Here is a 24,615-nt window from a genome sequence, read left to right as displayed (position 1 = left end):
ACCGAAAGGAAGCATTGCATGATCGTCGCCATCGACGGCCCCGCCGGTTCCGGCAAGTCCACCATCGCCAAGGAGATCGCCCGCCAGCTGGGCTTTAACAAGCTCGACACGGGCGCCATGTATCGCGCCGTCACCTTCGCCGCGCTCGACCGCGGCATCGATCTGGACGACGAGGCGGCCATCGACGCCCTCGCCGAACAGATCGAGATCCGCTTTACCAACGGCACCGGCGAGGACACGCGCCTGACCATCGACGGCGCGGACGCCTCGGCTGCCATTCGCACCCCGCAGGTCGACGCTACCGTGTCCAAGGTCTCGGCCTACCCGGGCGTACGCGCGGCCATGCTCATCCATCAGCGTCGCGCCGCCGAGGACCGCGATATCGTGGCCGAGGGTCGCGACATCGGCACCGTCGTGTTCCCCAACGCGCAGGTCAAGGTCTTTCTGACCGCCGACCCGCGCGAGCGCGCCCGTCGCCGCGTGCTGCAGCGCCACCAAAACGACGCCCAGCCGCTCACCGAAGAGCAGCTCGAGGCCGAGGTCGACGAGACGCTCGACGCCCTCAAGCAGCGCGACAAGCTCGACAGCAGCCGTGAGGTCGCGCCGCTCGTGCCCGCCGAGGACGCGGTGCACGTCGACTCCACCGCACATACCATCGACGAGGTCGTCTCGATAATCGAGGACCTCATCAACCAAAGGAGGTAGCTCATGCGCCTGTTTAAGCAGACGCCCGAGGATTACTACAACGCGCCTTATGCCGAGTTCCCCGTGCTCATCCGCGGCACCGTCTTCGTGGTCATGGCAATCCTGTGGGTCTTCTCCAAGCTCATGTGGCGCTGGAAGGTAGAGGACAGCGACCTGCTGTTTGAGCGCCAGGAAGGCCGCGGCAGCGTGGTCATCTGCAACCACACCTCGATGGCCGAGCTCCTGGCTGTAGAGACGGCGCTGTTTTTTGGCGGCCGCCGCATTCGCCCCATTTTTAAGTCCGAGTTTGCCAAGAGCAGGATCGTGCGCTGGACCTTTAGCCGCGTGGGCGGCATTCCCGTCGAGCGCGGCACCGCCGACATGAAGTGCCTGCGTGCCGCCCAGCATGCGCTGCAGCGCGGCGAGGACGTCCTGATCTTCCCCGAGGGCACGCGCATCCGCTCGCGCGAGATTAAGCCCGAGGTCCACGGCGGCTTTGCGCTCATTGCCCAGATGGGCAAGGCACCCGTCAACCCGCTTGCCATCTGCGGCTGGTCCGATATCACGCCTGCGGGCAAAAAGCTCATGCGCCCCAAAAAGTGCTGGATCCGTGCCGGCAAGGCCATCTCGCTATCCGATGCACCGGCCGAGCTCAAGCGCAAGGAGCGCCTGGCATGGTTTGAGTCCGAGGCCATGAGCCGCGTCTACGCCATGCGCGACGACCTGTGCGCCGAGCACCCTGGCAGGTTCTAGCCATGGGCGAGGAAGTCATGAATACCGCCGCGACCGCGTCCGACCAGGCCGCCGCCCCCACCATCGAAATCGCAGCGCATGCCGGCACCTGCTACGGCGTGCAGCGTGCACTCGATATGGCACTGGCCGCCGCGCCGCAGGCAGGGGAGAGCGCTCAGGTCCACACCCTGGGCCCGCTCATCCATAACCCCATCGTGGTGCGCGAGCTCGCCGAGGCAGGCGTTGGTCTGGCAGACACCCTGGACGACGCCGCATCGGGCACCGTGGTTATTCGCGCCCACGGCGTGGTGCCGCAGGTCATCGACGCCGCTCGCGAGCGCGGCCTTACCGTGGTCGATGCCACCTGCCCCTACGTGAAGAAGGTTCATTTGGCGGCTGAGCGCCTGGTGCGCGAGGGCTATTGTGTGATTGTCGTGGGCGAGCCGGGCCACCCCGAGGTTGAGGGCATCCTGGGCCACGCCGGCGATGACGCGCAGGTCGTGAGTTGCGCCGCCGATGCAGACGCGCTGCCGCTCAAGGGCAAGGTGGGCCTGGTTGTGCAGACCACCCAAACCGCGCAGAACCTGGCCGAGGTAGTGGCCTCCATCACCCCGCGCGTGCAGGAGCTGCGTGTGATCAACACCATCTGCGCTGCCACGAGCGAGCGCCAGCAGGCGGCCGCTGCACTTGCCAACCGCTGTGATTGCATGGTCGTCGTGGGCGGCAAAAATTCGGGCAATACGCGCCGCCTGGCACAGATTTGTGCCAATGTCTGCGAGCACACCCATCACATCGAGGAAGCCTCCGAGCTTGAGGCCGCATGGTTTGCCAACGCGCGCCGCATCGGCATCACCGCCGGAGCCTCAACTCCGCAAGAACACATCGAACGCGCCGTTGCGCGCATCAAGGAGCTTTGTCGCTAATCATGGACCAGACCGTACCCGCATACGCCGCCGAGGTGGCCGATTACGGGCGCAGCCGCGACCCCGAGCCGGGTGAGGGTGCGCTCGTAAAGAACGTGCGTCCGGAATCGCCCGCATGGGATGTGGGTATCGAGCCGGGCATGCGCGTGCTCACGGTCAACGGCGAGCAGCTGACCGACATGATCGTGTGGCTCTGGGAGGCCGACGAGGACACCGTCGACCTAGAGGTTCTCGACCCGCGCGACAACACCGTCACCCCCGTTGAACTCGACCGTTTTCCCGGCGAGGACTGGGGCTTGGAGTTCGATGGCCCTATCTTTGACGGCATGCGTACCTGTGTGAACGCCTGCGTGTTCTGCTTTATGACCATGCTGCCCAAGGGCGGCCGCTCCACGCTCTACATTCGTGACGATGATTACCGCTTGAGCTTTTTACAGGGCAACTTTGTCACGCTCACGAACCTTTCCGACGAGGACGTGCAAAACGTCATCGACCGCAACATGAGCCCCATGAACGTGTCGGTCCATGCCGTGAGCCCCGATGTCCGCCGCCGCATGATGGGCCGCAACGCCCAGCGCGGCATGGACGTGCTCGAGGCCATCATGGCCGCCGGCATCGAGATCCACGCGCAGATTGTGCTGTGTCCCGGCATGAACGACGGCGAGGAGCTGCAAAAGACCCTACGCTTTTGCGAGGAGCACGAACAGATCACGAGCCTGGGCATTGTGCCACTGGGCTTTACCAAGCACCAGAGGCGCTTTACCTGGTCATACAGCGACAAACCTGAGCTCGCGCGCGAAACCATTGCCATGATCCGTCCCTTCCAGGATCGTGCCTACAAGCGCTTTGGCCGCCACACCTTCCAGATGAGCGACGAGTTCTATCTGGACGCCGGCATCGAGCCACCCCAGGCCGATTTTTACGACGGCTACCCGCAGTATTACGACGGCATCGGTATGATCCGCTCGTATCTGGACGAGACCGACGACGTGCTTGCCGCCGACGCCGAGCGTCTGGCCCGCGTCCGCGAGGCAATCGCCGGGCGCAACCAGCGCCTCCTGTGCCTCTCCGGCGCCAGCGCGCGCGACACCGTGGCGCGCTTTGTGGAGTCGCCACGGGGCCTTGCCGGCACCGTCACCGCTATCGAAAACCGTTACTTTGGCGGCAACGTGGACGTGACCGGCCTCATCGTCGCCTGCGACATTCTGGAGCAGCTGCCGCAGGACCTCTCGGGGGTTATGCTCTTTGTGCCTAAGGTCATGTTCAACGCTGACGGCATGACGCTTGACGAGTATCATCGTGACGATTTACTCGCAAGCCTTGAAGCTCGCGGCGCCGAGGTTCATGTGGTGTCGACCATGCCGCATGAGCTGCTCGATACCCTGGAGCATATCCTTGGCATTGTGCTCGCAGGCTCTACTAATTCCGCTGACCCTACCCATTAAAGGAGTGCAGATGAAACCTATCGTCGCCGTCGTCGGACGCCCCAACGTGGGCAAGTCCACGCTCGTTAACCGCCTGGCCCAGACCTCGGACGCCATCGTCCATGAGTCCCGCGGCGTAACGCGCGACCGCTCCTACCACACGGCCGATTGGAACGGCCGCGAGTTCACCATCGTCGACACGGGTGGCATCGAGCCGCTCAAGAGCGATGACGTCTTTGCCACGTCCATCCGCGACCAGGCCCTCGCCGCCGCCGAGGAAGCCGCCGTCATTCTGTTTGTGGTCGACGGTCGCACCGGCGTCACCGAGGAGGATGAGTCGGTCGCCCGCATGCTCAAGCGCTGCGACAAGCCGGTCTTTCTGCTGGTGAACAAGCTCGACAACCCCGATCGCGAAAACGACAGCATCTGGGAGTTTTATTCGCTCGGCATCGGCGAGCCAACGCCACTCTCGGCCCTGCACGGCCACGGCACGGGCGACCTGCTCGACGACATCGTTGCCCTGTTGCCCGAGGAGGAGGACGAGTTCGCCGACGAGTTCCCCGACGCGCTGAACGTCGCCATCATCGGCCGCCCCAATGCCGGTAAGTCCTCATTGTTCAACCGCATCCTGGGTGCCGACCGCTCTATCGTGTCCAACATCGCCGGCACCACGCGCGACGCCATCGACACCGTCGTTGAGCGCAACGGCAAGCACTACCGCATGGTCGACACCGCGGGTATTCGCAAGAAGAGCACCGTGTACGAGAACATCGAGTACTACTCCATGGTCCGCGGCCTGCGCGCCATCGACCGTGCTGACGTGGCACTGCTCGTCGTCGACGCCTCCGTGGGCGTTACCGAGCAGGACCAGAAGGTCATGGGCTTGGCCATCGAACGCGGCTGCGCCATCGTCGTACTGCTCAACAAGTGGGACCTGCTCGACGACGACCGCAAGCGCGAGGCCTGCATGGAGACCGTCGACCGCCGTCTGGGCGTCATGGCTCCCTGGGCCCAGTACCTGCGCATCTCGGCCCTGACCGGCCGTAGCGTCGAGAAGATCTGGGCGATGATCGACGCCGCCGAGAAGACGCGCTCGCAAAAGATCACCACCTCGCGCCTCAACACCTTCCTCACCGACCTGCGCGAGTTTGGCCACACCGTAGTGGACGGCAAGCGCCGCCTGCGCATGCACTACGTGACCCAGACGGGCGTCAACCCGCCGACGTTTACGTTCTTCGTCAACCACAGCGACCTGGTCAACGACACCTACCAGCGCTACGTGGAGAACCGTATGCGCTCGACCTTCGATTTTTCCGGCACGCCCATTCGACTCTTCTTTAGGAAGAAGGAGCAAAAGGATGCATAATCCGATTCTGCTGACCGCCATCTGCGCCGTGGTCTCGTTCTTTATCGGAGCGATTCCGTTTGGCCTGATCCTGGGCCGCGTGTTCAACCACACGGATATTCGCAAAGCGGGCTCCGGCAACATCGGCACCACCAACGCCCTGCGCGTAGCCGGCCCCAAGGTCGCCGCGCTCACGCTGCTGCTCGACTGCTTGAAGGGCGCCATCTGCGTCCTTATCGCGCGTCCGCTCATCGCGAGCGTGGGCTATGGCTTCCCGGTGAGCATCATGGCTCCCGGTGCCGCCGGCGACTGGATGCTCGGCGTCATTTGTCTGGCAGCGGTGTGGGGCCACATCTTCTCGCCCTACCTCAACTTCCGTGGCGGCAAGGGCATTGCCGTGGGGCTGGGCGTCATACTCGCCTGGTACTGGCCCATCGGACTTTCGCTGCTGGGCATGTTTATCGTGGCCGTCGCCATCACCAAGTATGTGTCGGTGGGCTCGCTTGCCGCGGCCATCGGTCTTCCCATCGCCGCCTGCGCGGTCTTTCCGTACAGCAGCCTGGGCCTCAAGTTTTGCATGGCGATGATCGGCATCACCGTGGTGTGGGCCCATCGCGCGAACATCAAAAAGCTCATGACGGGTAAGGAATCCAAGCTCTCGTTTACCAAGCGCGTCACCGAGCCCGACGATAAGTAGGAGAGAGTCATGAATGTTGCGCTGATTGGCTCCGGCTCCTGGGGAACCGCCGTCGCCGGCCTTGCCGCCGCACGAGCCGAGCGCGTGACCATGTGGGCCCATAGCGAGCAGACGGCCGCCGGCATTAACGGCGAGCACCGCAACCCGCGCTATCTGGTGGACTACGTGCTGCCGGAAAACGTTGTCGCCACCACGGACCTGGCCCAGGCGCTCGACGGTGCCGATGCGATCGTCTTTGCCGTGCCCTCCATGCACCTGCGCGACGTGTGCCATCGGGCGGCGCCCTTTATCGCCGCCGACACCCCGGTGCTCTGCCTCACCAAGGGCATCGAGCCCGAGTCCGGCATGCTCATGAGCGAAGTCATCGCCAGCGAGATCGGCAACGAGGCGCGTGTGGCGGCGCTCTCGGGCCCCAACCATGCCGAGGAGATATGCCGCGGCGGACTTTCCGCCGCCGTCATCGCCAGCAAAGACTCGCAGGTAGGGGAGACCTTTAAGGACCTGCTCCTATCCACGGCCTTCCGCATCTACCTGTCGCAGGACATGACCGGCGTCGAGGTTTGCGGCGCCATGAAAAACGTCATCGCCATCGTGTGCGGCATCTCCGCCGGTACCGGCGCGGGCGACAACACGCTCGCCCTTATCATGACGCGCGGCCTGGCCGAGATCAGCCGTCTGGTACACGCCCGCGGCGGCCAGGCCATGACCTGTATGGGTCTTGCCGGCATGGGTGACCTTATTGCCACCTGCACCTCCGAGCATTCGCGCAACCGCACCTTCGGCTACGAGTTTGCCCGCGGCGTATCGCTCAACGAGTACCAGGAGCGCACGCATATGGTGGTCGAGGGCGCCGTCGCCGCCCGCAGCGTGAGCGAGCTCGCCCGTTCGCTGGGCGTAGACATTCCGCTCACCTTTGCCGTGGAGCAAACGCTCTACAACGGTGTTACTTTGGATAGGGCGCTCGAGATCCTTACCGACCGCGTCCCCTCTCAAGAGTTCTACGGACTCACCGACTAGCGCAGAAAGGCTACTACCATGGGTTCCATTAAAATCGCTCCGTCCGTCCTTTCGGCTGACATGGCCAACCTCAAGGGCGAGCTCGACAAGATCGCCGGCGCCGACTATGTGCACTTCGACGTCATGGACGGACACTTTACCGGCAATCTCACCTTTGGCGTCGATATCCTCAAGGCCGTCAAGCGCTCCACCAAGGTGCCGGTCGATGCGCACCTGATGGTGTCGAACCCCGACGAGACGGTCGATTGGTATGCCGATGCCGGCGCCGATATGATCACCGTGCACTATGAGGCCTCCACGCACCTGCACCGCACGCTCACGCATCTGCAGCAGCGCGGCGTCAAGGCCGGCGTGGTGCTCAACCCCGCCACGCCCGTCTGCGTGCTCGAGAGCATCATCGAGGTCGTCGACATGGTGCTGCTCATGAGCGTGAACCCCGGCTTTGGCGGCCAGAGCTTTATCCCGGGCACGCTGCATAAGCTCCACGAGCTCAAGGCCATGTGCGAGCGCCACGGTGTGTCGCCCATGATCGAGGTCGACGGCGGCATCTCTTCCAAAAACATTGCCGAGGTCGTCAAGGCCGGTGCCGATGTCCTGGTGGCCGGCTCCGCCGTATTTAAGTCCGAAGATCCCGCCGCCGAGGTTGCGCTGCTGCAGAAGCTGGGCAACGAGGCCGCACAGGAGGCATAAACCCTTATGACCGCAGGTCAAAACCGCATACCCGTGAATCTTGACTATGCCGCCTCGACGCCCATGCGCGCCGAGGCGCTCCTTGCGCAGCGCGAGTACGACGAAAGCGAGCTTGCAGGCGTCAACCCCAACTCGCTGCACTCGCTCGGCCGCAAGGCTGCCGCACGTCTGGAGGTTGCACGCCGCGAGATCGCCCGCAGCTTTGGCGCGCGCGTTCGCCCGTCCGAGATTGTCCTAACCAACGGCGGTACCGAGGCCAACCAGCTGGCACTCCTCGGACTTGCCGAGGGTGCTCGTCAGCGCGATCGTAAGCGCGAGCGCGTGATCGTGTCTGCGATCGAGCACGATTCGATCCTGGACAACCTATCGCTGCTGCGAGCCGCGGGCTTTACCGTCGACCTGGTGCAGCCCTGCCGTGCGGGCTACATCGAGCCTGCCGCGCTGAGCGACTTGTTGGGCGACGGCGTCGCGCTCGTGAGCATCATGGCCGCCAACAACGAGACCGGTGTGGTACAGCCTATCCGCGAGCTTGCCGCGGCTGCGCACACCGCGGGTGCCCTGTTCCACACCGATGCCATCCAGGGCTATCTGCATATTCCGCTCGATGTCAACGAGCTGGGCGTCGATGCCATGACCGTTGCAGCACACAAGATTGGCGGCCCCGTAGCCTCCGGCGCGTTATACCTAAAAAGCCGCACGCCGCTGCGCCCCCGCATCTTTGGCGGAGGACAGGAAGCCGGACGTCGTGCCGGCACGCAGGACCTGCGCACGCAGCTGGCCTTTGCGGCTGCCGCCTCGTCTCTGGCGCCCCATGTGGCTCAGGAGCGCGAGAAGCTGCAAGCCCTTTCCGACAAGCTCTACGCCACGCTTACGGCCCATCCGCGCATTCACGCCACCATGGGCGACTACACGCAGGCCGACCGTCTGCCCGGCATGGTATCGATCTATATTGACGGCATGGACTCCGAGGAGCTCATCATCAAGCTTGACGCCGCCGGTTTTGAGGTGTCGGCCGGATCGGCTTGCTCGAGCGGCAGCATGGACCCGAGCCACGTGCTCAGCGCCATGGGCATTGGTCGCGAGCAGGCGCTGGGCGCACTGCGCATCTCCTTCGATGACCGCGTGAATCCGAGCGATCTGGACGACTTTGCCCAGACGCTGCTCTCGATCGTAGGTGCCGCATGATCGTCGCCGAGCTCGAGCGCGCCCTGCTGGCACGCTATCCCAAGACGAACGCCGAGCCCTGGGACCACGTAGGCTTATCCGTTGGCGACCCCGACGACGAGATCCGCGGCGTTGCCTGCGCGCTTGACGCTACCAGGGACAACGTGCAGCGCGCCTTGGAAGCCGGAGCCAACGTGTTGCTCACGCATCATCCCGTCTACATCAAGGCGCCCGAGTCGTTTTGCCCGCCCAGCGCAACGCGCCCCCAATGCAGCGCGGCGCTCTACGAGGCGGCCCGCTGCGGGGTGAGCATTATCTCGCTCCACACCAACCTGGACCGCTCGCACGAGGTACGCATCTGCCTAAGTAAGCTGTTGGACGCCGTGCCCGATAGCTCGCTGGAGCACGTGGACGACCCCGAGTCGACCGGCCTGGGCGCGCTTGCAACACTCAACGACCCGTACACGCTGCGCGATCTTGCCGCCCGTGCTGCCACGGCCTTTGGCAGCGACCCACGCGTATGGGGCGATGCCGAGCGCCCGTGCCGCACCGTCGCCATTCTGGGCGGCTCCCTCGGCGACTTTGGCGAGCTTGCCATCGCCGCCGGTGCGGATGTCATCGTGACGGGCGAGGCGGGCTATCACGTGGCGCAAGATCTTGCCTTGCGCGGGCTGAGCGTGATCTTGCTCGGCCACGACCGCTCCGAGGAGCCGTTCGTGGATATCTTGATGAACTCTGCGGTTGACGCCGGGGTCGACCCCCGTCATGCGATTAAAATACTGAACCCTTGCCAATGGTGGACTGTGACAAAAGGAGAGAACTTATGAGCGCCGGCGCTACGCTACTCAAGCTGCAACAGATCGATTTGGAGCTCGCCCGCAACAAGAGCGAACTTGCCAATATGCCGGAGCTCAAGGAGCTCGCCTCAAAGCGCAAAACCTATGTAAAGCTTAAGTCCGAAATGACCAAGCTCTATGCTCAGCGCAAGGACCTCGACATTGAGCTGGACGATCTCAACACCACCGAGATCCAGACCAACAACGCCATCGAGGCCGCCAAGAAACGCCACGTCGACGGCTCTGACTACCGCGAGGTCCAGGATCTGGAAAACGAGCTCGCCACCCTGGCCAAGCGCCTGGACAAGATTGAGCACACCCGCAAGGATGTCGTTGTCGCCCACAAGGAGGCGCTCGACCGCGAGGCTCGCGCGCAGGCCATCATCGCCAAATTCGAGGAGGGCGTAAAGGCCGACACCAAGGCCGCCCGTGCCAAGGCCGCCGACCTGCAGGCCCAGATTGATGCCGCCAACAAGGAGCGCACCGCGCTTGCCGCCACGCTGCCGACCGACGTGCTCACCGACTACGAGCGTCTACTCAAGCAGTTCCGTGGCCTGGCCGTCGAGACCATCAAGGGCAACATCCCCACGGTCTGCCACACCGCGCTGCAGGCGTCGTCCATGAGCGACCTCAACCACGACGGTAGTGAGATCACGCACTGCCCGTACTGCCACCGCCTGCTCGTGCTCTCCAACAAGGAAGCCTAACAATGACGACGGCACCCGACAATTCAATGCAACTTGAGGGAAAAACGATCCTGCTGGGCATTACCGGCGGGATCGCCGCCTATAAGTCGTGCAATATCGTGCGCCTGCTGCAAAAGCGCGGCGCACGCGTCAAGGTCGTTATGAGCGAGCATGCCACGGAGTTTGTGGGCCCGCTCACTTTTCGCGCGCTCACGGGCGAGCCGGTCGCCGTGGGTCTGTTCGACGACCCCTCCGACCCCATCCACCATATCTCGCTGGCGCAGGAGCCCGACTTGGTGGTCGTGGCGCCCGCGACGGCCAATATCATCGCCAAGATGGCCAACGGCATCGCCGATGACCTCATCTCCACCACGCTGCTTGCCACGCCGCGTCCTATCGTGGTCGCGCCGGCCATGAACAATGGCATGTGGAAGGCGCCGGCCACGCAGGCCAACATGACCACGCTGCGCGAGCGCGGTGTCCACGTTGTGGGTCCGGGTAGCGGCTACCTTGCCTGCGGCGATGTGGACACGGGACGCATGAGCGAGCCCGAGGACATCGTCGAGGCCGTCTGCAAGCTGCTCGACCCCGCTCCTCAGGACCTTGTGGGCAAGCGCATCGTAATCACCGCCGGCCCCACGCACGAGCCGATCGACCCCGTACGCTTCATTGGCAACCGGTCATCGGGCAAGATGGGCATCGCCCTGGCGGGGGAGGCCGCGCGCCGCGGTGCCACCGTCACGCTCTTGCTGGGACCGACATCGCTCGACGTTCCCCGCGGTGTAGCGTGCGTGCGCGTACAAACCGCAGCGGAAATGCTCCAGGCTGCGCTGAGCGCCTTCCAGACGGCCGACGCGGCCATTTGTGCCGCCGCCGTCGCCGACTACACGCCTGCGGCCCCGGCGGACCATAAACTCAAAAAGGCCAACGAGCGCCTGGATCGAATTGAGCTCGTCGAGACCGTTGACATCCTGGCCGAACTCTCACGCCAAAAGGGCGATCGCCGTGTGATCGGCTTTGCGGCCGAGACCGATAACGTCGTGGAGTACGCGCAGCGCAAACTCGTGCGCAAGGGTTGCGATGCCATTATCGCCAACGATGTCTCGCGCGCCGATTCGGGCTTTGGGACCGATACCAACAAGGCCTGGATTGTGAGTACAGCGGGCACGCAAGAACTTCCCGTTCTAACAAAACCCCAGCTCGCAGATACAATTTTAGACTTGCTTCAAAATTTGTAAAAAAGTTCTTGCACAAGGACAAAGTTTCGGGTTACTATACTCCCTGTTGCGAGCGAGAGCAGAGCAACAAACAAAAGCTTCGGGACGTGGCGCAGCTTGGTAGCGCACTTGACTGGGGGTCAAGGGGTCGCTGGTTCGAATCCAGTCGTCCCGACCAGAAGTTTGCAGGTCAGGCACCTAGTGCCTGACCTTTTTTTATCAGGAATCATCAGGGAATCACCGGAGAATCACCGGCTGTTTTTTAGCCAATAAAGACACGCCCTTCTACCTGCACTTTTGTAGAATCTCGGTTTTAATGGATCCCCCCTTCACTTTCTTTCCATATTTGTTGAATTCACTGATTCGTTTTGATTCCACATTTGTAGTCTATCTAGCCTAAATTTTTCTACATACGCGAAAATCACCTACCTGTGCCTAGCTACTGCGGCTACGACATCCAAGCCAACTGTCCCGCCCTGCTTCACTAATTCCCCGCACGTTCGCACGGAACCCCGACACCGCCCAAGGGCCGCGATACTTTTACGATTGCTTTCGGCAGCGAGAGGAAGGCTTCCGTGCCTGCCGAAACAAGGCACTGCGCTCCAAAAAGCTAACGCCGCGGGTATTAAGCCGACACCGCTACGGTGCCACCGGCCATCGCTGCGGGCACCTGCGGCGTAATCGCCCCAGAGTCCGCCATCTGGGCCGCCATGCCGGCGAAGTCCTAGGCGACGGCGTGAGCGTGCGGCTCAGGGCGGCGTTCGCGCCGTCATTCTCGTGCGACCTCAAGAGAGTGCGTCGGCGCGGGCTCGACTAGGGCGAGCTCGCCACCGTCATCGACTTCATCGTCGAGAACGCCCCGAAGCGCTGGAGGAACTTCATAGACGCCGCATGCGCACGCTCAAGGGCGCATTGAGGGGCAGGGCTGAGGGCTTTAGGATCGGGGCTTGGGACTAGAAGGGGGCTCGGAAGTCGCGGGTCAGGATTCGAACATCGACCCACGCGCTTGGCGATTCTTATCAGTTCAGACGGCTTGCAGGCTATTCGCGCTGCGGGAGAGACTCGCACCACTGCAGCAATGCGCTCAACATAGCGGGCTTGTCTTGCACGAACTGTTCACGCCTCACACCGCGGCGCGGCTCAAAGCGAATGACGTAACCCCTGTTGTCCAGGTACACGTCATAGCTTTCGGGGGCGCCGGGCAGGTTCAGCGCTACATGGCGCGTGCTGCGAATGCGTTGCGGCGCCTCCGTAAGAGACTCGTTGGGCAGCTGACCGCCGCATATCTCTTCTAGTGCGCGGAAGCGGCGTCCGAAGCTCAGGTAACCGTGGCAACCGCTGTCTGCATGCCCGGCACAGCAGAACTGCGTTTTATAACCCTTATCGTTCAGTATGCGCACATGGGGCTGCAGCTCGTGGTCGATCGCTACCAGGTGATCAGGGCGCTTGCCGCATTCGCATTCGCCCAAGGGCTTAAAGCACTTCGGGCACACGAACAGCATGCACTTCATGGTTTGCTCGGGCGTGAGCTCCCTGATTCCCAGGGCTGCGATTTCTGCCGCAGGGGCTTCGGGCTGCACGCAGGGGCAGCCGCTTGCGCGCAGAATTGCGTCGATGCGAGCCACGGTGGTGCGCTCCATTTTCAGGGCGATGGCTTCGTCGCGCATCGCGCCAAACGCTTCGATGTCTTTCGTAACTGCAGAAAGCGGGGTTCGCCGAGAGATGTACACGAATGCGTTCTTTTCCCTCGCAGCGGGTTCGCCCTCAATCTTCACCGTAACGCCGGCTTTTGCATAGGTGCCGTACTGCACGCCATTCGCTTTGTCCAGCGTCTGGACCTCGCCCCGAGTGAGACCATGCCACAGCACGCCTTCCACAAACGATCCTTCCATGCGCATGATGGTGGGACGGCCCTTCGCGTCGCACGCCAGCGTGTAGCCATAGAGCTTCGCCTTGGTTGCATAAACATGGTGACCGCCCTCGAGCTTTTTGGCAATGCGGTCATGGCTGATGTCAAAGCCATATGCGAAGTACGGGGTTTCCGCATACTCGCGGGTGTCGGCGGAGTGTTCGCGCGCGCTGAACACCGGGACAGAGGGACGATTAAAGTTGTGTACGTCAAACTCAGGCAGGCTGTTGCACCAGCCGAGCAGGGTGCGCAGCAGGGCCTTGCGCTGCTTTTCGAACTCATCCAGCGTAAGGGAGTAACTAAGGTCTGCCTGCAGCGCAGGGTCGCTGCTGCGCACTGCGCGGAACCCTTCGGGGACGTCAATCTTGTAACCGAACTCGCCTGGAATCTTGATTGCCAAGTAGATGCGGTGAGACCCGCAGAAGGTGGCCTCACTCGCTTCCATCACCTGGTAGCGCTTAGAGCGCAGGATGCGTCCATGCTGCTGAAGGCCACGGGGGAAACGGCGTGCGTAGTAACCGGTGTAACGGCATGTGCAATCGGCGATCTGGTGACCTTCACCGCACACGAAGTCGGCGTATTCGCGTGCAGCGGGGAGGTCGATCTTGGCTGCGCCATACGCCGCCGACTCTTCTTGCGCGCGCAAGCGGTCCAGGCTGTCGGCGCGCATGTCGGACATCTGCGCCAAGGTTGCCTCATCAAGCTGCATCACGCGGCCGGCTTCGACCACGCGGTCGATGTAATCGTACTTTTCGGTGTACCTGCGCAGCGGGGTGCGCTCAGAGATGTAGACCATCGCCTCAAGGGTTGCGGGAACCACATCGCCTTCGCGCCCAACGGTCACCGTTTCCTTGCGGTAACAACCAGATGCAATGCCTTCGTAGCGGTCGAGAGACGCCACGTGAGAGCTATCGAGCGCCCACAGCGCGCCTTGCACATGCGACCCCTCGCGCTTGGTGATGGTGAGGTATCCGGCGGTATCGAACGCCAGTTCATAGCCGTTCAGGGTCGCTTTGCCCAGCAGCACCGCGCCGGGGCAGCGGGTTTCAACTTGATGGATATCAAGGTTGCTACCGTACGCGAAGTTGATGATCGAGGGTGCAGTCTCGGGGTGACGGGCTGAGGCGTTGTTGCGCTTCTCGTTGTACTTCATGGTTCACGCCTTTCGGTGTTGTGATGGGCTTCGGTCGCTCGAGCTGATTGCAGCATACAGTCTGAAGCCGAAAAGGCGTGAAAACCTGAGATTGTCATTTTAAGAAATAGAACGAAAAGGACGGCCATGCACGAAATCGCGCAGGCAGAAAGCGCTGTTCGAGGCGCATCCTGCGAAAGGATACCCGTTCAGAAGGGTTGTTGCCAGTTTTTATCGATTCGATTTTTTACGAGCGCACGAAGAGGTTGCGTTTAGAAAAACGCAAGGGCGGCTGTTTCGCCTGTAAGCAAACATGAAATCGGCCGCAGCGGTACCGCCTGGGAGGGCGGACGAGGGACTTGGCCGCAACCTAATCCCCGGGTGCGGCTGCTACGCTCACTACTTGAGAATCGTAGACCGCCCAGTATCTGCCATCCAAAAGTTTAAACACGATATAGCTGCCGTCTTTGCTTATTTCGGCGGCGTTTACGCATTTCTGAAGATCGGCGTGGTGCGCGAAGCAGCCTTCGAGCACATCTCCATTTACAAGCCCGACTTTAAGATTGAGACCCATCTTCTCATACATAACGATACGATCCGAATCGTCCACGCCCTTGCTTGAGTCGAAGTCGGGCCTTAGCCCAGCGAGGCGAACCCTCCGCTTATCCAACGCTTTGTCGATTCCGCCCTTGGCGTAGTCGCTCAGCTGGTAATAGATTCTGCGCGCGAGATCATCTGCCACGACGCGCTCTGGGTCCCCGCCTGACCGTTCCGCTCGAAACTCGCCTAATGCCGACAGCATCAGGTACACCTCATGCAATCGCAGCGGCAGAAAGATCGGGTGGGCCGTCGACTTCAGGCCGCCGCGGCTTGTCGGCTCGGCCTTGATGTAGGAGTCGCCAAAACGCACGCCGTCTGCCAGGGCGCTCAGGCGCTTTTGCACCGCCGTGCGCGAGCAGCCCAGGTACGCGGCGATCGCTTGCTGGGTCATTCCCTTATGCGCCGCTTTGAGCAGCATGAGATTTGCCTCGTCCGTGCCTATGAACGACTTGTCCAGGTTGTAGTGGCGCTTTTTTGGGGCGCCGCCGATCTCGTTGCCCTTTTCGAACAGCTCGTGCACGCTCAGGAACAATTCATGGCGGCCGTTGCTTTGGGGGCCTTCCTCTGAGTTGGCATAATCTGCCAGCGCCTTGCAAAACAAGCGATAGTTTTCGTCAGTGACGAAAGTGGGCCACTGCATGTTGTGAAAGCGTGTGCCTTCACGTGTGTCGGCGAATTTCGAATACGCAGACTCAGGATCGCAACCGACCCTTTCCGCAATTTCCGCAACTCTCATGCCAATCCCTTCCGCAACCCAATCACACGCACGAAAAACCTATCAAGCCAGAAGATTGATGTGGCAAAAAAGAAGAAGAGGCATTACACCCCTCCTTCTGGACAGCCTGCACCCCGGTTCCCTGCCTGCCAGTTCGCCCCCCGAAACCCTCGGGGCGCTATGGGGTCGAGCCCCTCCGCATGGAAAATTCTATCGCGGCCATGCCCGCTATGCGTGTCACGCACACCACGCCAAACGTCAGGTTTACCAGCCGGGACTGAGCCCTCTTTCGAGAGCAGGGTTATATTAGCATCTATAAACTCGAAAACCCTGCCGCATTTGAGGAGTACCAAGAAAAAGGTCTACACCTTGAATATCAACCTCATCCGAACACCTCCCGCATTCATCCGAACAAGTACGGATGAATGCGGGAATCCGATACCCTGAGGGCCGGATCGGCCGAGCCACTGGGCACAAGCGGGACACGGTCCAGAGGATGCCGGGGCGCGGGGTCCCGTGCGGGGAGATCGCGAGGGAGCCGGGCAGGTCGCCCTCGACGATGAGCGCAGAGATACCGTCGCGCCCACCCACGAAAAGAGGGTTCCCTCGCAGGCGCCGCATCCGCACGCCCCCGCAAAGAAACCCTCGCACTCGCATCTCTACCTGCGAACCCGCACGCGCCCTCGCGCACGCGCCGCGGCAGCTGCTAGTCGCGGTAGAACGAGCCCATGTAGCGGATGTACTCGTCCTCGGTGTGGTTGGCCTTCCAGTCGTGGACGGAGTCCTTGTTGCGCTGGCCGGCGATGACGGAGAGCTCCTTACCCAGCTTCTCAAAGGCCTCGTCGACGCACTCCTCGGGGGTGAGGGCGATCTTCATGACGGCCTCGCCCTGCGGGCCGCCGGGGAGGTTGGACAGCAGGCTGGGGGTTAGGGTGGTGCCGAGGGTGATGACCTCGACGTCGACACCGGTGCCCTCGCACTCGCAGGCCACGGCCTCGGTCATCTTGAGGATGAAGGCCTTGCCCGCGCCGTACTGGCCGTTCCAGGGGCTGGAGCTGATGCCGGTCATCGACGAGACGTTGATCACGGCGCCGCGGTCCTGGGCGGCAAAGATCCGCATGTAGTGGTGGAAGCACTTGAGGAAGGTCACGACGTTGACGTTGATCATGGCCTCGTGCTTCTCCCAGGGAGTGTCCTGGATCTTGCCGAAGCTGTGCAGGCAGGCCACATAGCTCATGAAGCCCATGTCCAGGCCCTCGGTCGCGGCGAAGACGGTCTCGGCAGCGTCGGGCTGGCTAAAGTCGGCGCGCACGACCTTGGTCTCCACGCCGTAGGTCTCACGGATCTCGCCGGCGAGCACGTTCAGCTTCTCCTCGCGACGGCCGACCATGACGACATTCATGCCGCCGGCGGCGATCTTCTCGCAGAACGCCTTGCCGACGCCCTCGGTCGCGCCCAGGATCAGGCCCCACTCACCGTACTTTTCCCTCAGGTTCATACTGCATCCTCTCTCTCGATGCCCATGCGGGCACCTCTCCTTTAGCGTGCGGCCGCTCAGCCGCATACGGTGCGCCATTATGCGCTGAACAAGAGGGGAGTGCGTTCACGACTTTGCGAACGAACCCGAAACAACGATGAACGGTGTCGGTCTATCACCACAATGAAACCCTTGCAGTATCAAGAGGGGAGGTGCTGGCGGGTGGAACCAAAAGGTGAACGCCGCCATCTCTAGCTCCACCTTATCGGGTTTCCCGTCGCAAGCGATGCTTCAAAGAGCTTGCGCAGCGAAACGTTGGCGAAGGTCCAGGACCACGCTTTGCTGCTGCCCACTGTGACTCGGCCCTCGGCTCTGCGTAGAACCCGAAGCCGCTTTTGCAGTCGATGCGATTGACCCCGTCGAGGTCGGTGAGGGTGTAGCTTTCGCCCTCTCCATCCTGGCTCGAGCGTCCCTTGCGCTCGAAAGCAAAGTGACTTGACGCGAAGAGCACCTCACCAGCGCCGTTATTTTTGGCATCTTTGGAGGCTGATGTACACAAATGCGACTCCACGTGCCGACCAGCAACGTCCTCCACATGTCTGGACTCTCTATGCTCGCGCTGGATAGACATCGCCAGAACGGGTATAGTATCGAGAGTTTTGTCGTTTACCAGCGGGGGAGTCCTGTGGGCATCAAAAAGAAGATCAAAAAGGAGCTTATCGGCACCTCCGATTACCCGTCGAATAAGATTTTCACGATCTCCAATTTCATTACCTTCACGCGCCTGATCCTCACGCTGGTCTTCCTGTACCTGTTTGTGACGGACAACAACCGTGTCGTCGCCATTGTCATCTATGCCATCGCGGCTTCCACCGACTGGATGGACGGTCAGATTGCCCGCATGACCAAAACGGTCTCGTGGCTTGGCAAGGTTATGGATCCCATCTGCGACCGTGCGCTGCTATTTACAGGCGTTTTAGGCCTCGTGGTTCGCGGCGAGCTTCCCATCTGGGTCTGCGTGCTCATCATCGGTCGCGATATCTACCTGGGCATCGGCACGCTCATCGTGCGCCACTACCACCGCCGCCCCATCGACGTAGTGTTTCCCGGCAAGATTGCCACGGCGCTGCTCATGACCGGCTTCTCGCTCATGCTGCTGGGCTTTCCCACCGTGGATGGCTGGCATCTGCTGCCCGCCACGTTCACGGCCTTCCCGGGCCTCAACGGCAGCTCGGTACCGCTCGGCATCTTCTTTGTGTATGGCGGCGTCATCTTCTCCATGCTCACCGCTGTCATCTACTCCATTAAGGGTGGAGCGGCCATTAAACAGGCTGTTGCGCATCCAGAGGACGAAGACGTCGACTTTCTTAACCCCGAAATCGAAGACTAAGCCATTGGGGTATTATTACGTACAGTTCATTCTTTGCGGCATGTCCGCGTTAAGTTAGGGGTTGTCATGGACAACATGGTTAACAATATGCCTCAAAACGATAAGACTGCCGACGCAACCTGCGTCTTCCGTGTGCCTTCGAGCGACGTTACCGTTCCCGATCTTATGGCGAACGTTCGCATCACTGCCCCCGTTCTATCTATTGTCAAGGGGCCGCAGACCGGTGCTGCCTTTGAACTCGAGGATGATGTGACCACCATTGGCCGCGATCCGGCAAACGGCATTTTCCTCAATGACATGACCGTATCGCGTAGCCACGCACGCATTATTCGCGAGGGTCTGGCTGCTCGCATCGAGGACTTAGGCTCGCTCAACGGCACGTGGGTTGACGGCGCTATCGTCAATGCCGCCCCGCTGCACGACGGATCTTCCGTCCAGATCGGTACGTTTACGCTCATCTACCACGAGAGCACGCCGGAGCGCATCGAAACCGGTGAGTAGGGCATGGCCGAACGCAACTATCTGAGTATCGGCCAGGTCGTCAATTTACTTCGAGGCGCATACCCCGATCTTTCGAACTCAAAAATTAGATTTCTAGAAGATGAGGGGCTCATCACCCCTCATCGTACGCCTAAGGGGTATCGCCAATACTCCAAGGAGGACGTTGACCGTCTAGAGGTCATTCTGCACCTGCAGAAGACTCGCTACATGCCGCTCAACGTGATCAAGCAACGTCTGGAAAACGCTACAGATCTCTCCACGCTTGCCTACGAGGTGGGTCTGCTGTCCGATGTTCCGCTCAAGACGGAACCAAAGGAAACCAAGCAGAAACTGCACCCCATCGAGACCATTCCGGATATGTTGGGCGTCGAGATCTCGTTTATTCGCTCCTTGGCCGAAAACGACCTTATTCGCATTATCAAGAGTCCGCAGAACCGCGAGCTCGTCGACGGGCGCGATTTTCCGATTATCCGCTACTGTTCTGAACTGTCACGCTTTCATATCGAGCCGCGAAACCTTCGTCAGTACGTATCATCCGCCAACCGCGAGTCTTCGATGTTCGAGCAAGTGCTCGTGAGTATGCTTGGCATGGACACCTCCGATGACGAACGCGATGCCAAGCTCGAACGCGCGTTTAAGAAGTTACATGACCTCACCGAGGGCGTGCATACCGCGCTGCTCAAGAACCGCGTGTTTGAGTCACTCAACGCTGTAGTCGAGGACGCCGATATCGATGCCCTCGATGAGGAGATCGCACGCTCCGAATCAACCAAGGCCAAAAGCGAAGAGGCATCTGCCTCCGCGGTCCCCGTGCGCGAGGAATCCCTCGTGCAGCCGCTTAAGGTTGTCGCCCCCTCGCACACCGGCACCGCCAGCGCGGACAAATAAACGCTTCTACAAACCAGCCTCCCATGAAAGGTCACACCATGTACGACTTCGAATCTCACATCGTCGACATCCCCGACTATCCCGAGCCCGGAGTCGTCTTTAAGGACATCACGCCGCTCTTTAGCAATCCCGAAGCACTTAAAGCCATGGTCGACGCGCTAGCGGAGCATTTCTCCGGCATGGGCATCACTAAGGTTGTAGGACCCGAGGCTCGCGGCTTTATGGTAGGCGTGCCTGTTGCCGTGGCACTCGGCGCCGGCTTTGTTCCCGCACGTAAACCGGGAAAACTGCCACGTAAGACCGTTAGCCAGGAATACGAGCTCGAATATGGAACCGATTCGATTGAGATTCACGTCGATGCCATCAGCTCTAAAGATACCGTGTTGATTCTGGACGACTTGGTCGCGACAGGCGGAACCGTTGAGGCAACAGGTAAACTAGTGCGAGATATGGGCGCAAAGCTCGTAGGTTATGGTTGTATCCTTGAGCTTGCGTTTCTTAATCCGCGCAAGAAGCTCACGCCTTCTAACGAGGACGTTGAGCTCTTTAGCCTGGTAACGGTGGACTAGCCGCTACCCTTAGATACCGGAAAGGAAGCTCCATGCGCACAGCAAATACGCACAAAAACATGGCACGCTGCGCTGCTACGGCAACCCTCGCTTGTGTTTTGGGCTTGGGCCTCGCGGCTCCTGCCTATGCCGATACCGCGTCCGATCTTGCCGCCGCTCGTACCAAACTCGAGCAGATCGGTACGCAAACCCAGCAAATTCATGAAGAACTCTCCGCTCAGACGCAGGAGCTTGATCAGACTGCAGGCGAGATCACGCAAAAGCAGCAAGAGATTGCCGAGGGCCAGGCAAAGCTTTCGAGCTACGTTGCCGGTGAGTACAAGACCGGCGGTCTGAGTCTCCTTCAGGTTCTGACGGGCGTCGACGATCTGGGCGATATGCTCAACCGCTTGTTCTACTACGGCAAGGTTTCCGACAAGCAGGCCCAGACCATTCAGGAGGTCAAGGACCTTAAGCAGCAGCTCACCGATAAGCAGGCCGAGCAGGAGAAGAACGTCGCTGCGACGCAGAAGAAGGTCGACGAACTCAACGCCCAGCAGGCTGAGGCCCAGAGTGTCGTGAACTCCCTGGATTCACAGCTGCAGGCCGAGCTTGCTGCCGAGGCCGAGGCCAACGCCGCGCTGCAGGCTGGCATAAATGCCAGCACTGCCGAAAAGGCCACGGTGAGCAACGACACCGCCGGTACGACCGAGAACACCAACAATGGTGGCGGTACGACCAACAACGGCGGCGGCAACACGCCTGCGCCCGCGCCCGCTCCTGCTCCCACGCCGCAGCCCTCGACGCCCGCCCCGGCACCGGCCCCTTCCGCGCCGAGCCAGTCCGTTGACGGCGGCAGCGTTGTCTCTCGCGCTTATAGCAAGCTTGGTTGCGCTTATTCCTGGGGCGGCATTGGCCCGAACAGCTTTGACTGCTCCGGCTTTGTAAGCTACTGCCTCACCGGTCGCTACTGCCGCCTGGGCACTACCGGCACCTTCATGGGTTGGCCCCGTGTTTCTGATCCTCAGCCGGGCGACGTCGTGGTTAACTCTTACCACACCGGCATCTACATTGGTAACGGCCAGATGATCCATGCTTCCGACTACAGCACGGGCGTTATCATCAGCTCCGTTGCCGCTGGCATGAACAACAATTATATTTTCGTTCGCTATTAAGTTTTTTTACTCAGCTAACGAAAGTGGACCTCGTATCCTTTGGGAGCGAGGTCCATTGTTTTATCTCGACCGCCCATTTTGTGTGTAAACTACAATCTAGTTTTGAATACTAGATATGCGCAGCATCTATCCAAAAGATAGCTATAATTGTTGAGGAACAACTAGAAAGGACCCTCAATGAGCTGGGCACTCATCTCAGATTCGAGCTGCAATCTTCGCGATTGGCAACCAACCGCACCTCATACCACCTTTGCATTTGCACCCCTTAAGATCCGAGTGGGGGAGCGTGAATTTGTCGACGATCTCTCGCTCGATGTTCACGAGCTTAATGTTGCCATTCAATCGGAATCCAGCGCATCATCGAGCTCCTGCCCAAGCGTAGGGGAGTGGGCTGAGCTCTTTAAGCTCGCCGACAAGACGATCTGCATGCCCATCTCCGAGGGCGTCTCGGGAAGCTACAATGCCGCGGCCACTGCGCGTGACATGGTGCTTGCCGAAGAGCCCAATCGTAAGATTCACCTGGTTAATTCGCGCGCAGCAGGCGGCAAGATGGACCTGATCTTCTTACTGTTTGATCGCTATCTTGCAAGTAAACCGGATGCCTCCTTTGAGGAAGCCTGCGCCTACTTCGATAGCTTGGAGCAGAACAGCAAGATCCTCTTTAGTTTATGCAATTACGAAAACCTTGCGAAGGCCGGACGTATCCCCAAGGCGGCCGGTGTTATTGCCAACAAGCTCAACATCCGCATTTTGGGCACGGCGAGCGAAGCGGGCGAAATTGAACTCGTTGGGCATACGCGTGGCGAAAAGAAGATGCTCACCAAGATTGTCGACACCATGGAGGCCGAGGGTTTCACGGGCGGCGAGGTCATCATCGATCACGTTGAGAACGAAGCTGGAGCCCAGGCGCTTGCCGACCGCATTGTGGAGCACTGGCCGGGCTCCAAGACTATCATCATGCCCTGCAACGGCCTAGATTCCTATTACGCCGAGATGCATGGTCTCATCATCGGCTACGGCATGGGCGTGGCTTCGGGCCAATAAAGCTCAACCAAGCAAAAACGCGGGCGGGACAAAGTGACTGATGGCTCTTTATCCCGCCCGCGTTATACGTCGCCTAGCTATTAAACCCATTGAACTTGAGGTAGCTCATCAGGTACGCCTTCGATACAAAGGACGAAACCGCACTGCGTACGAGCAATGACTCGCGCGTAACCTGATGTGCGGTATCGGGCACGGGAGTCTGCTCAAGGGAAAAAGCCGCACGAATCGATGCCTCAAGTTGATCGACTACATAATCGAAAGCCGTCGGAGCGTCGTAGCTCAAGCGCTGAATATTAAAGAGCGCCTGAACCGCAGCGATGGGCAGCACCTGCTTAAAGATACAAATGGCGATGAGACGCGCAATCTGCTCACGGCCATACTGCTTTTTAACCGGAGCAGGAACGAGGCCGACCTTTACGTAGTTATTGATCATCGAAGGCGTGATAACGGGCTGCTCTACGCAAATCGAAAGCGGCTCCATCCACAGCGCAACATATTCAATAACCTGATCGCGATAGAGTGTTACGTTGGGCAGCTGGTCATAGCGTGGCAGGCTCAACGCATTGAGTTTACCCACCATATCGGACTGAATAAATGCATCCGGCAGCACCGTCGGCTGAATATCCTCCGGCTTAATGCTGACCGATGTATCGGACATCGGGATAACATGTTTGACGTGGTTCATAAGAGACCTCCGTTCGTTTTTATATTGTATTCTAGATTATCTAGTTTTGCATACCATATAGCCGCTAAGTAAAAGTGGTTGGACAGCACATTAACGCACCGTCCAACCACTTTGTATAAAGATAGCAACCTTACATAAGATATATTATCGTACTTATCCTCGTAAGAAGGCGTATGCGCTGGTAGCCGCTATGGCTCCGTCCGAAACGGCGGTCACAACCTGGCGTAAACGCTTGGAACGGATATCGCCGGCAGCAAACAAGCCCGGCGTGCGCGTGGCCATCGAGTCGTCGGTAACGATACCGCCGTCAGGCGCCAGATCCACCAGATGCTGTACAAGTTCGGTATGGGGCTGTGTTCCGGCAAAGACAAAGATGCCAAACGAACCTGGATCGAAGGACTCGGAATAGGTATCACCAGTGGCATTGTCCTTAAACGTGATAGTTGTAGGCATGGCTTCTCCCGATAGCTCCACAATACTAGTTTGGTACCTAACCGAAATATTATCTTTAGCGAGCACCTTTTGAACCACGCCATCGGGAGCACGGAACTGATCGCGGCGCAAGACGATGGTCACGCTGCTGGCAATTTCTGATAAGAACAGGGCTTCCTCGCAGGCAGCATTACCGCCGCCAATGACAAAGACCTGTTTGCCACGAAAGAACATGCCGTCGCACGTCGCACAATACGAAACGCCGCGACCGCGATACGTATCCTCGCCAACAAAACCAGCAGAGCGCGGCGTGGCGCCCATGCAAGCGATAACACTCGAGGCCACCGTGTCGCCCGTATCGTGATGCACCGTAAACAGCGCCGCATCCGCATCGTAATCGATACCCGTCACCATGCTCCATACGACCTGCGCACCCAGGCCCTCTGCATGTTGCTGAAAACGCTCGCCGAGTTCGGCGCCGCTCAAGAGCGGAATGCCCGGATAGTTTTCGACCTCATTGGTTGTGGCGATCTGTCCTCCCGACATGCCTTGCTCAATCACGGTCGTCGTTAGATTGGAGCGCGACGCATAAATGGCTGCAGCATAGCCCGCTGGGCCGCCGCCGATAATCGCAACATCGATCGGCTGATTGGTAGTCATGAAGAGACCTCCTGTCGAAACATTGGCGTTCTTTGCGCTCATAC

Annotated in this window: 23 protein-coding genes and 1 tRNA gene; 19 read left to right on the top strand and 5 right to left on the bottom strand. The window is 60.3% G+C overall.

Going from position 1 to position 24,615, the window contains the following annotated elements:
* Positions 1–18: 18 nt before the first annotated feature.
* The 13 genes from cmk to ACTQXM_RS01625 all read left to right on the top strand — a co-directional run bounded on the left by cmk (position 19) and on the right by ACTQXM_RS01625 (position 11,593).
* Positions 19–705: a (d)CMP kinase gene (gene cmk / locus ACTQXM_RS01685; RefSeq protein ID WP_441537370.1), complete on the top strand. Its 687-nt coding sequence runs from the start codon at positions 19–21 to the stop codon at positions 703–705.
* Positions 706–708: 3 nt separating this feature from the next.
* Positions 709–1,437, top strand: coding sequence for a lysophospholipid acyltransferase family protein (locus tag ACTQXM_RS01680; RefSeq protein WP_441537371.1), 729 nt, complete (start codon positions 709–711; stop codon positions 1,435–1,437).
* 2 nt (positions 1,438–1,439) lie between these two features.
* Entirely contained in the window at positions 1,440–2,339 is a 900-nt protein-coding gene (locus tag ACTQXM_RS01675; protein WP_441537372.1) for a 4-hydroxy-3-methylbut-2-enyl diphosphate reductase, read from the top strand.
* Positions 2,340–2,341: 2 nt separating this feature from the next.
* Positions 2,342–3,784 carry a DUF512 domain-containing protein gene (locus ACTQXM_RS01670; protein ID WP_441537373.1) on the top strand — a complete coding sequence of 481 codons (1,443 nt, stop codon included), beginning with the start codon at positions 2,342–2,344 and terminating at the stop codon, positions 3,782–3,784.
* Positions 3,785–3,794: 10 nt separating this feature from the next.
* Positions 3,795–5,129 (top strand): ribosome biogenesis GTPase Der, encoded by a 1,335-nt coding sequence (gene der, locus ACTQXM_RS01665; RefSeq protein ID WP_441537374.1) that lies wholly within the window; start codon positions 3,795–3,797, stop codon positions 5,127–5,129.
* A complete protein-coding gene (gene plsY / locus ACTQXM_RS01660) occupies positions 5,122–5,805 on the top strand; it encodes a glycerol-3-phosphate 1-O-acyltransferase PlsY (protein WP_427748049.1) in 684 nt (227 codons plus the stop codon). The genes der and plsY overlap by 8 nt, the downstream gene beginning before the upstream one ends.
* Positions 5,806–5,814: 9 nt before the next feature.
* Positions 5,815–6,822: an NAD(P)H-dependent glycerol-3-phosphate dehydrogenase gene (locus ACTQXM_RS01655; RefSeq protein ID WP_441537375.1), complete on the top strand. Its 1,008-nt coding sequence runs from the start codon at positions 5,815–5,817 to the stop codon at positions 6,820–6,822.
* Between the two features lie 18 nt (positions 6,823–6,840).
* Positions 6,841–7,512, top strand: coding sequence for a ribulose-phosphate 3-epimerase (gene rpe, locus ACTQXM_RS01650; protein ID WP_441048417.1), 672 nt, complete (start codon positions 6,841–6,843; stop codon positions 7,510–7,512).
* Between the two features lie 6 nt (positions 7,513–7,518).
* A complete protein-coding gene (locus ACTQXM_RS01645; protein ID WP_441537376.1) occupies positions 7,519–8,697 on the top strand; it encodes a cysteine desulfurase family protein in 1,179 nt (392 codons plus the stop codon).
* Positions 8,694–9,503, top strand: coding sequence for a Nif3-like dinuclear metal center hexameric protein (locus tag ACTQXM_RS01640; protein ID WP_441537377.1), 810 nt, complete (start codon positions 8,694–8,696; stop codon positions 9,501–9,503). The genes ACTQXM_RS01645 and ACTQXM_RS01640 overlap by 4 nt, the downstream gene beginning before the upstream one ends.
* The gene (locus tag ACTQXM_RS01635; RefSeq protein ID WP_441537378.1) at positions 9,500–10,219 is read left to right on the top strand and encodes a zinc ribbon domain-containing protein; all 720 of its coding nucleotides are present in this window, start codon (positions 9,500–9,502) and stop codon (positions 10,217–10,219) included. The genes ACTQXM_RS01640 and ACTQXM_RS01635 overlap by 4 nt, the downstream gene beginning before the upstream one ends.
* A gap of 2 nt (positions 10,220–10,221) precedes the next feature.
* Positions 10,222–11,436 (top strand): bifunctional phosphopantothenoylcysteine decarboxylase/phosphopantothenate--cysteine ligase CoaBC, encoded by a 1,215-nt coding sequence (coaBC, locus tag ACTQXM_RS01630; RefSeq protein WP_441537379.1) that lies wholly within the window; start codon positions 10,222–10,224, stop codon positions 11,434–11,436.
* An 80-nt stretch (positions 11,437–11,516) separates the two neighbouring features.
* A tRNA-Pro gene (locus tag ACTQXM_RS01625) sits at positions 11,517–11,593 on the top strand.
* An 862-nt stretch (positions 11,594–12,455) separates the two neighbouring features.
* Here ACTQXM_RS01625 and ACTQXM_RS01620 read toward each other — a convergent pair.
* The 3 genes from ACTQXM_RS01620 to ACTQXM_RS01610 form a co-directional block, all read right to left on the bottom strand.
* Positions 12,456–14,477 carry a gamma-glutamylcyclotransferase family protein gene (locus ACTQXM_RS01620; protein WP_441537380.1) on the bottom strand — a complete coding sequence of 674 codons (2,022 nt, stop codon included), beginning with the start codon at positions 14,475–14,477 and terminating at the stop codon, positions 12,456–12,458.
* Positions 14,478–14,826: 349 nt separating this feature from the next.
* A complete protein-coding gene (locus tag ACTQXM_RS01615) occupies positions 14,827–15,792 on the bottom strand; it encodes a helix-turn-helix domain-containing protein (RefSeq protein WP_441537381.1) in 966 nt (321 codons plus the stop codon).
* A 685-nt stretch (positions 15,793–16,477) separates the two neighbouring features.
* Positions 16,478–17,269 (bottom strand): 7beta-hydroxysteroid dehydrogenase, encoded by a 792-nt coding sequence (locus ACTQXM_RS01610; protein ID WP_154516391.1) that lies wholly within the window; start codon positions 17,267–17,269, stop codon positions 16,478–16,480.
* A gap of 664 nt (positions 17,270–17,933) precedes the next feature.
* Between ACTQXM_RS01610 and ACTQXM_RS01605 the strand changes: the two genes are divergently transcribed.
* The 6 genes from ACTQXM_RS01605 (at position 17,934) to ACTQXM_RS01580 (ending at position 22,794) form a co-directional block, all read left to right on the top strand.
* A complete protein-coding gene (locus tag ACTQXM_RS01605) occupies positions 17,934–18,638 on the top strand; it encodes a CDP-alcohol phosphatidyltransferase family protein (RefSeq protein WP_427726787.1) in 705 nt (234 codons plus the stop codon).
* Between the two features lie 66 nt (positions 18,639–18,704).
* Positions 18,705–19,139 carry an FHA domain-containing protein gene (locus ACTQXM_RS01600; RefSeq protein WP_195838557.1) on the top strand — a complete coding sequence of 145 codons (435 nt, stop codon included), beginning with the start codon at positions 18,705–18,707 and terminating at the stop codon, positions 19,137–19,139.
* 3 nt (positions 19,140–19,142) lie between these two features.
* A complete protein-coding gene (gene ftsR / locus ACTQXM_RS01595; protein ID WP_154516382.1) occupies positions 19,143–20,027 on the top strand; it encodes a transcriptional regulator FtsR in 885 nt (294 codons plus the stop codon).
* Between the two features lie 38 nt (positions 20,028–20,065).
* On the top strand, positions 20,066–20,596 hold the full coding sequence (locus ACTQXM_RS01590) for an adenine phosphoribosyltransferase (protein WP_195838556.1): 531 nt from the start codon (positions 20,066–20,068) through the stop codon (positions 20,594–20,596).
* A 59-nt stretch (positions 20,597–20,655) separates the two neighbouring features.
* Positions 20,656–21,750 (top strand): coiled-coil domain-containing protein, encoded by a 1,095-nt coding sequence (locus ACTQXM_RS01585; protein ID WP_441547586.1) that lies wholly within the window; start codon positions 20,656–20,658, stop codon positions 21,748–21,750.
* 177 nt (positions 21,751–21,927) lie between these two features.
* Complete coding sequence (locus tag ACTQXM_RS01580; protein WP_441069232.1) at positions 21,928–22,794, top strand: DegV family protein; 867 nt, start codon at positions 21,928–21,930, stop codon at positions 22,792–22,794.
* Between the two features lie 73 nt (positions 22,795–22,867).
* Here ACTQXM_RS01580 and ACTQXM_RS01575 read toward each other — a convergent pair whose 3' ends face one another.
* Positions 22,868–23,479: a DUF1836 domain-containing protein gene (locus ACTQXM_RS01575; RefSeq protein WP_427726793.1), complete on the bottom strand. Its 612-nt coding sequence runs from the start codon at positions 23,477–23,479 to the stop codon at positions 22,868–22,870.
* Positions 23,480–23,632: 153 nt separating this feature from the next.
* Positions 23,633–24,571 (bottom strand): NAD(P)/FAD-dependent oxidoreductase, encoded by a 939-nt coding sequence (locus tag ACTQXM_RS01570; protein WP_441537382.1) that lies wholly within the window; start codon positions 24,569–24,571, stop codon positions 23,633–23,635.
* Positions 24,572–24,615 lie beyond the last annotated feature (44 nt).

Origin of the sequence: Collinsella sp. LCP19S3_D3 (assembly GCF_052121455.1) — a bacterium.
GTDB lineage: Bacteria > Actinomycetota > Coriobacteriia > Coriobacteriales > Coriobacteriaceae > Collinsella.
The sequence above is the reverse complement of the archived record's forward strand: the minus strand, read 5'-3'. Positions and strand labels throughout refer to the sequence as shown.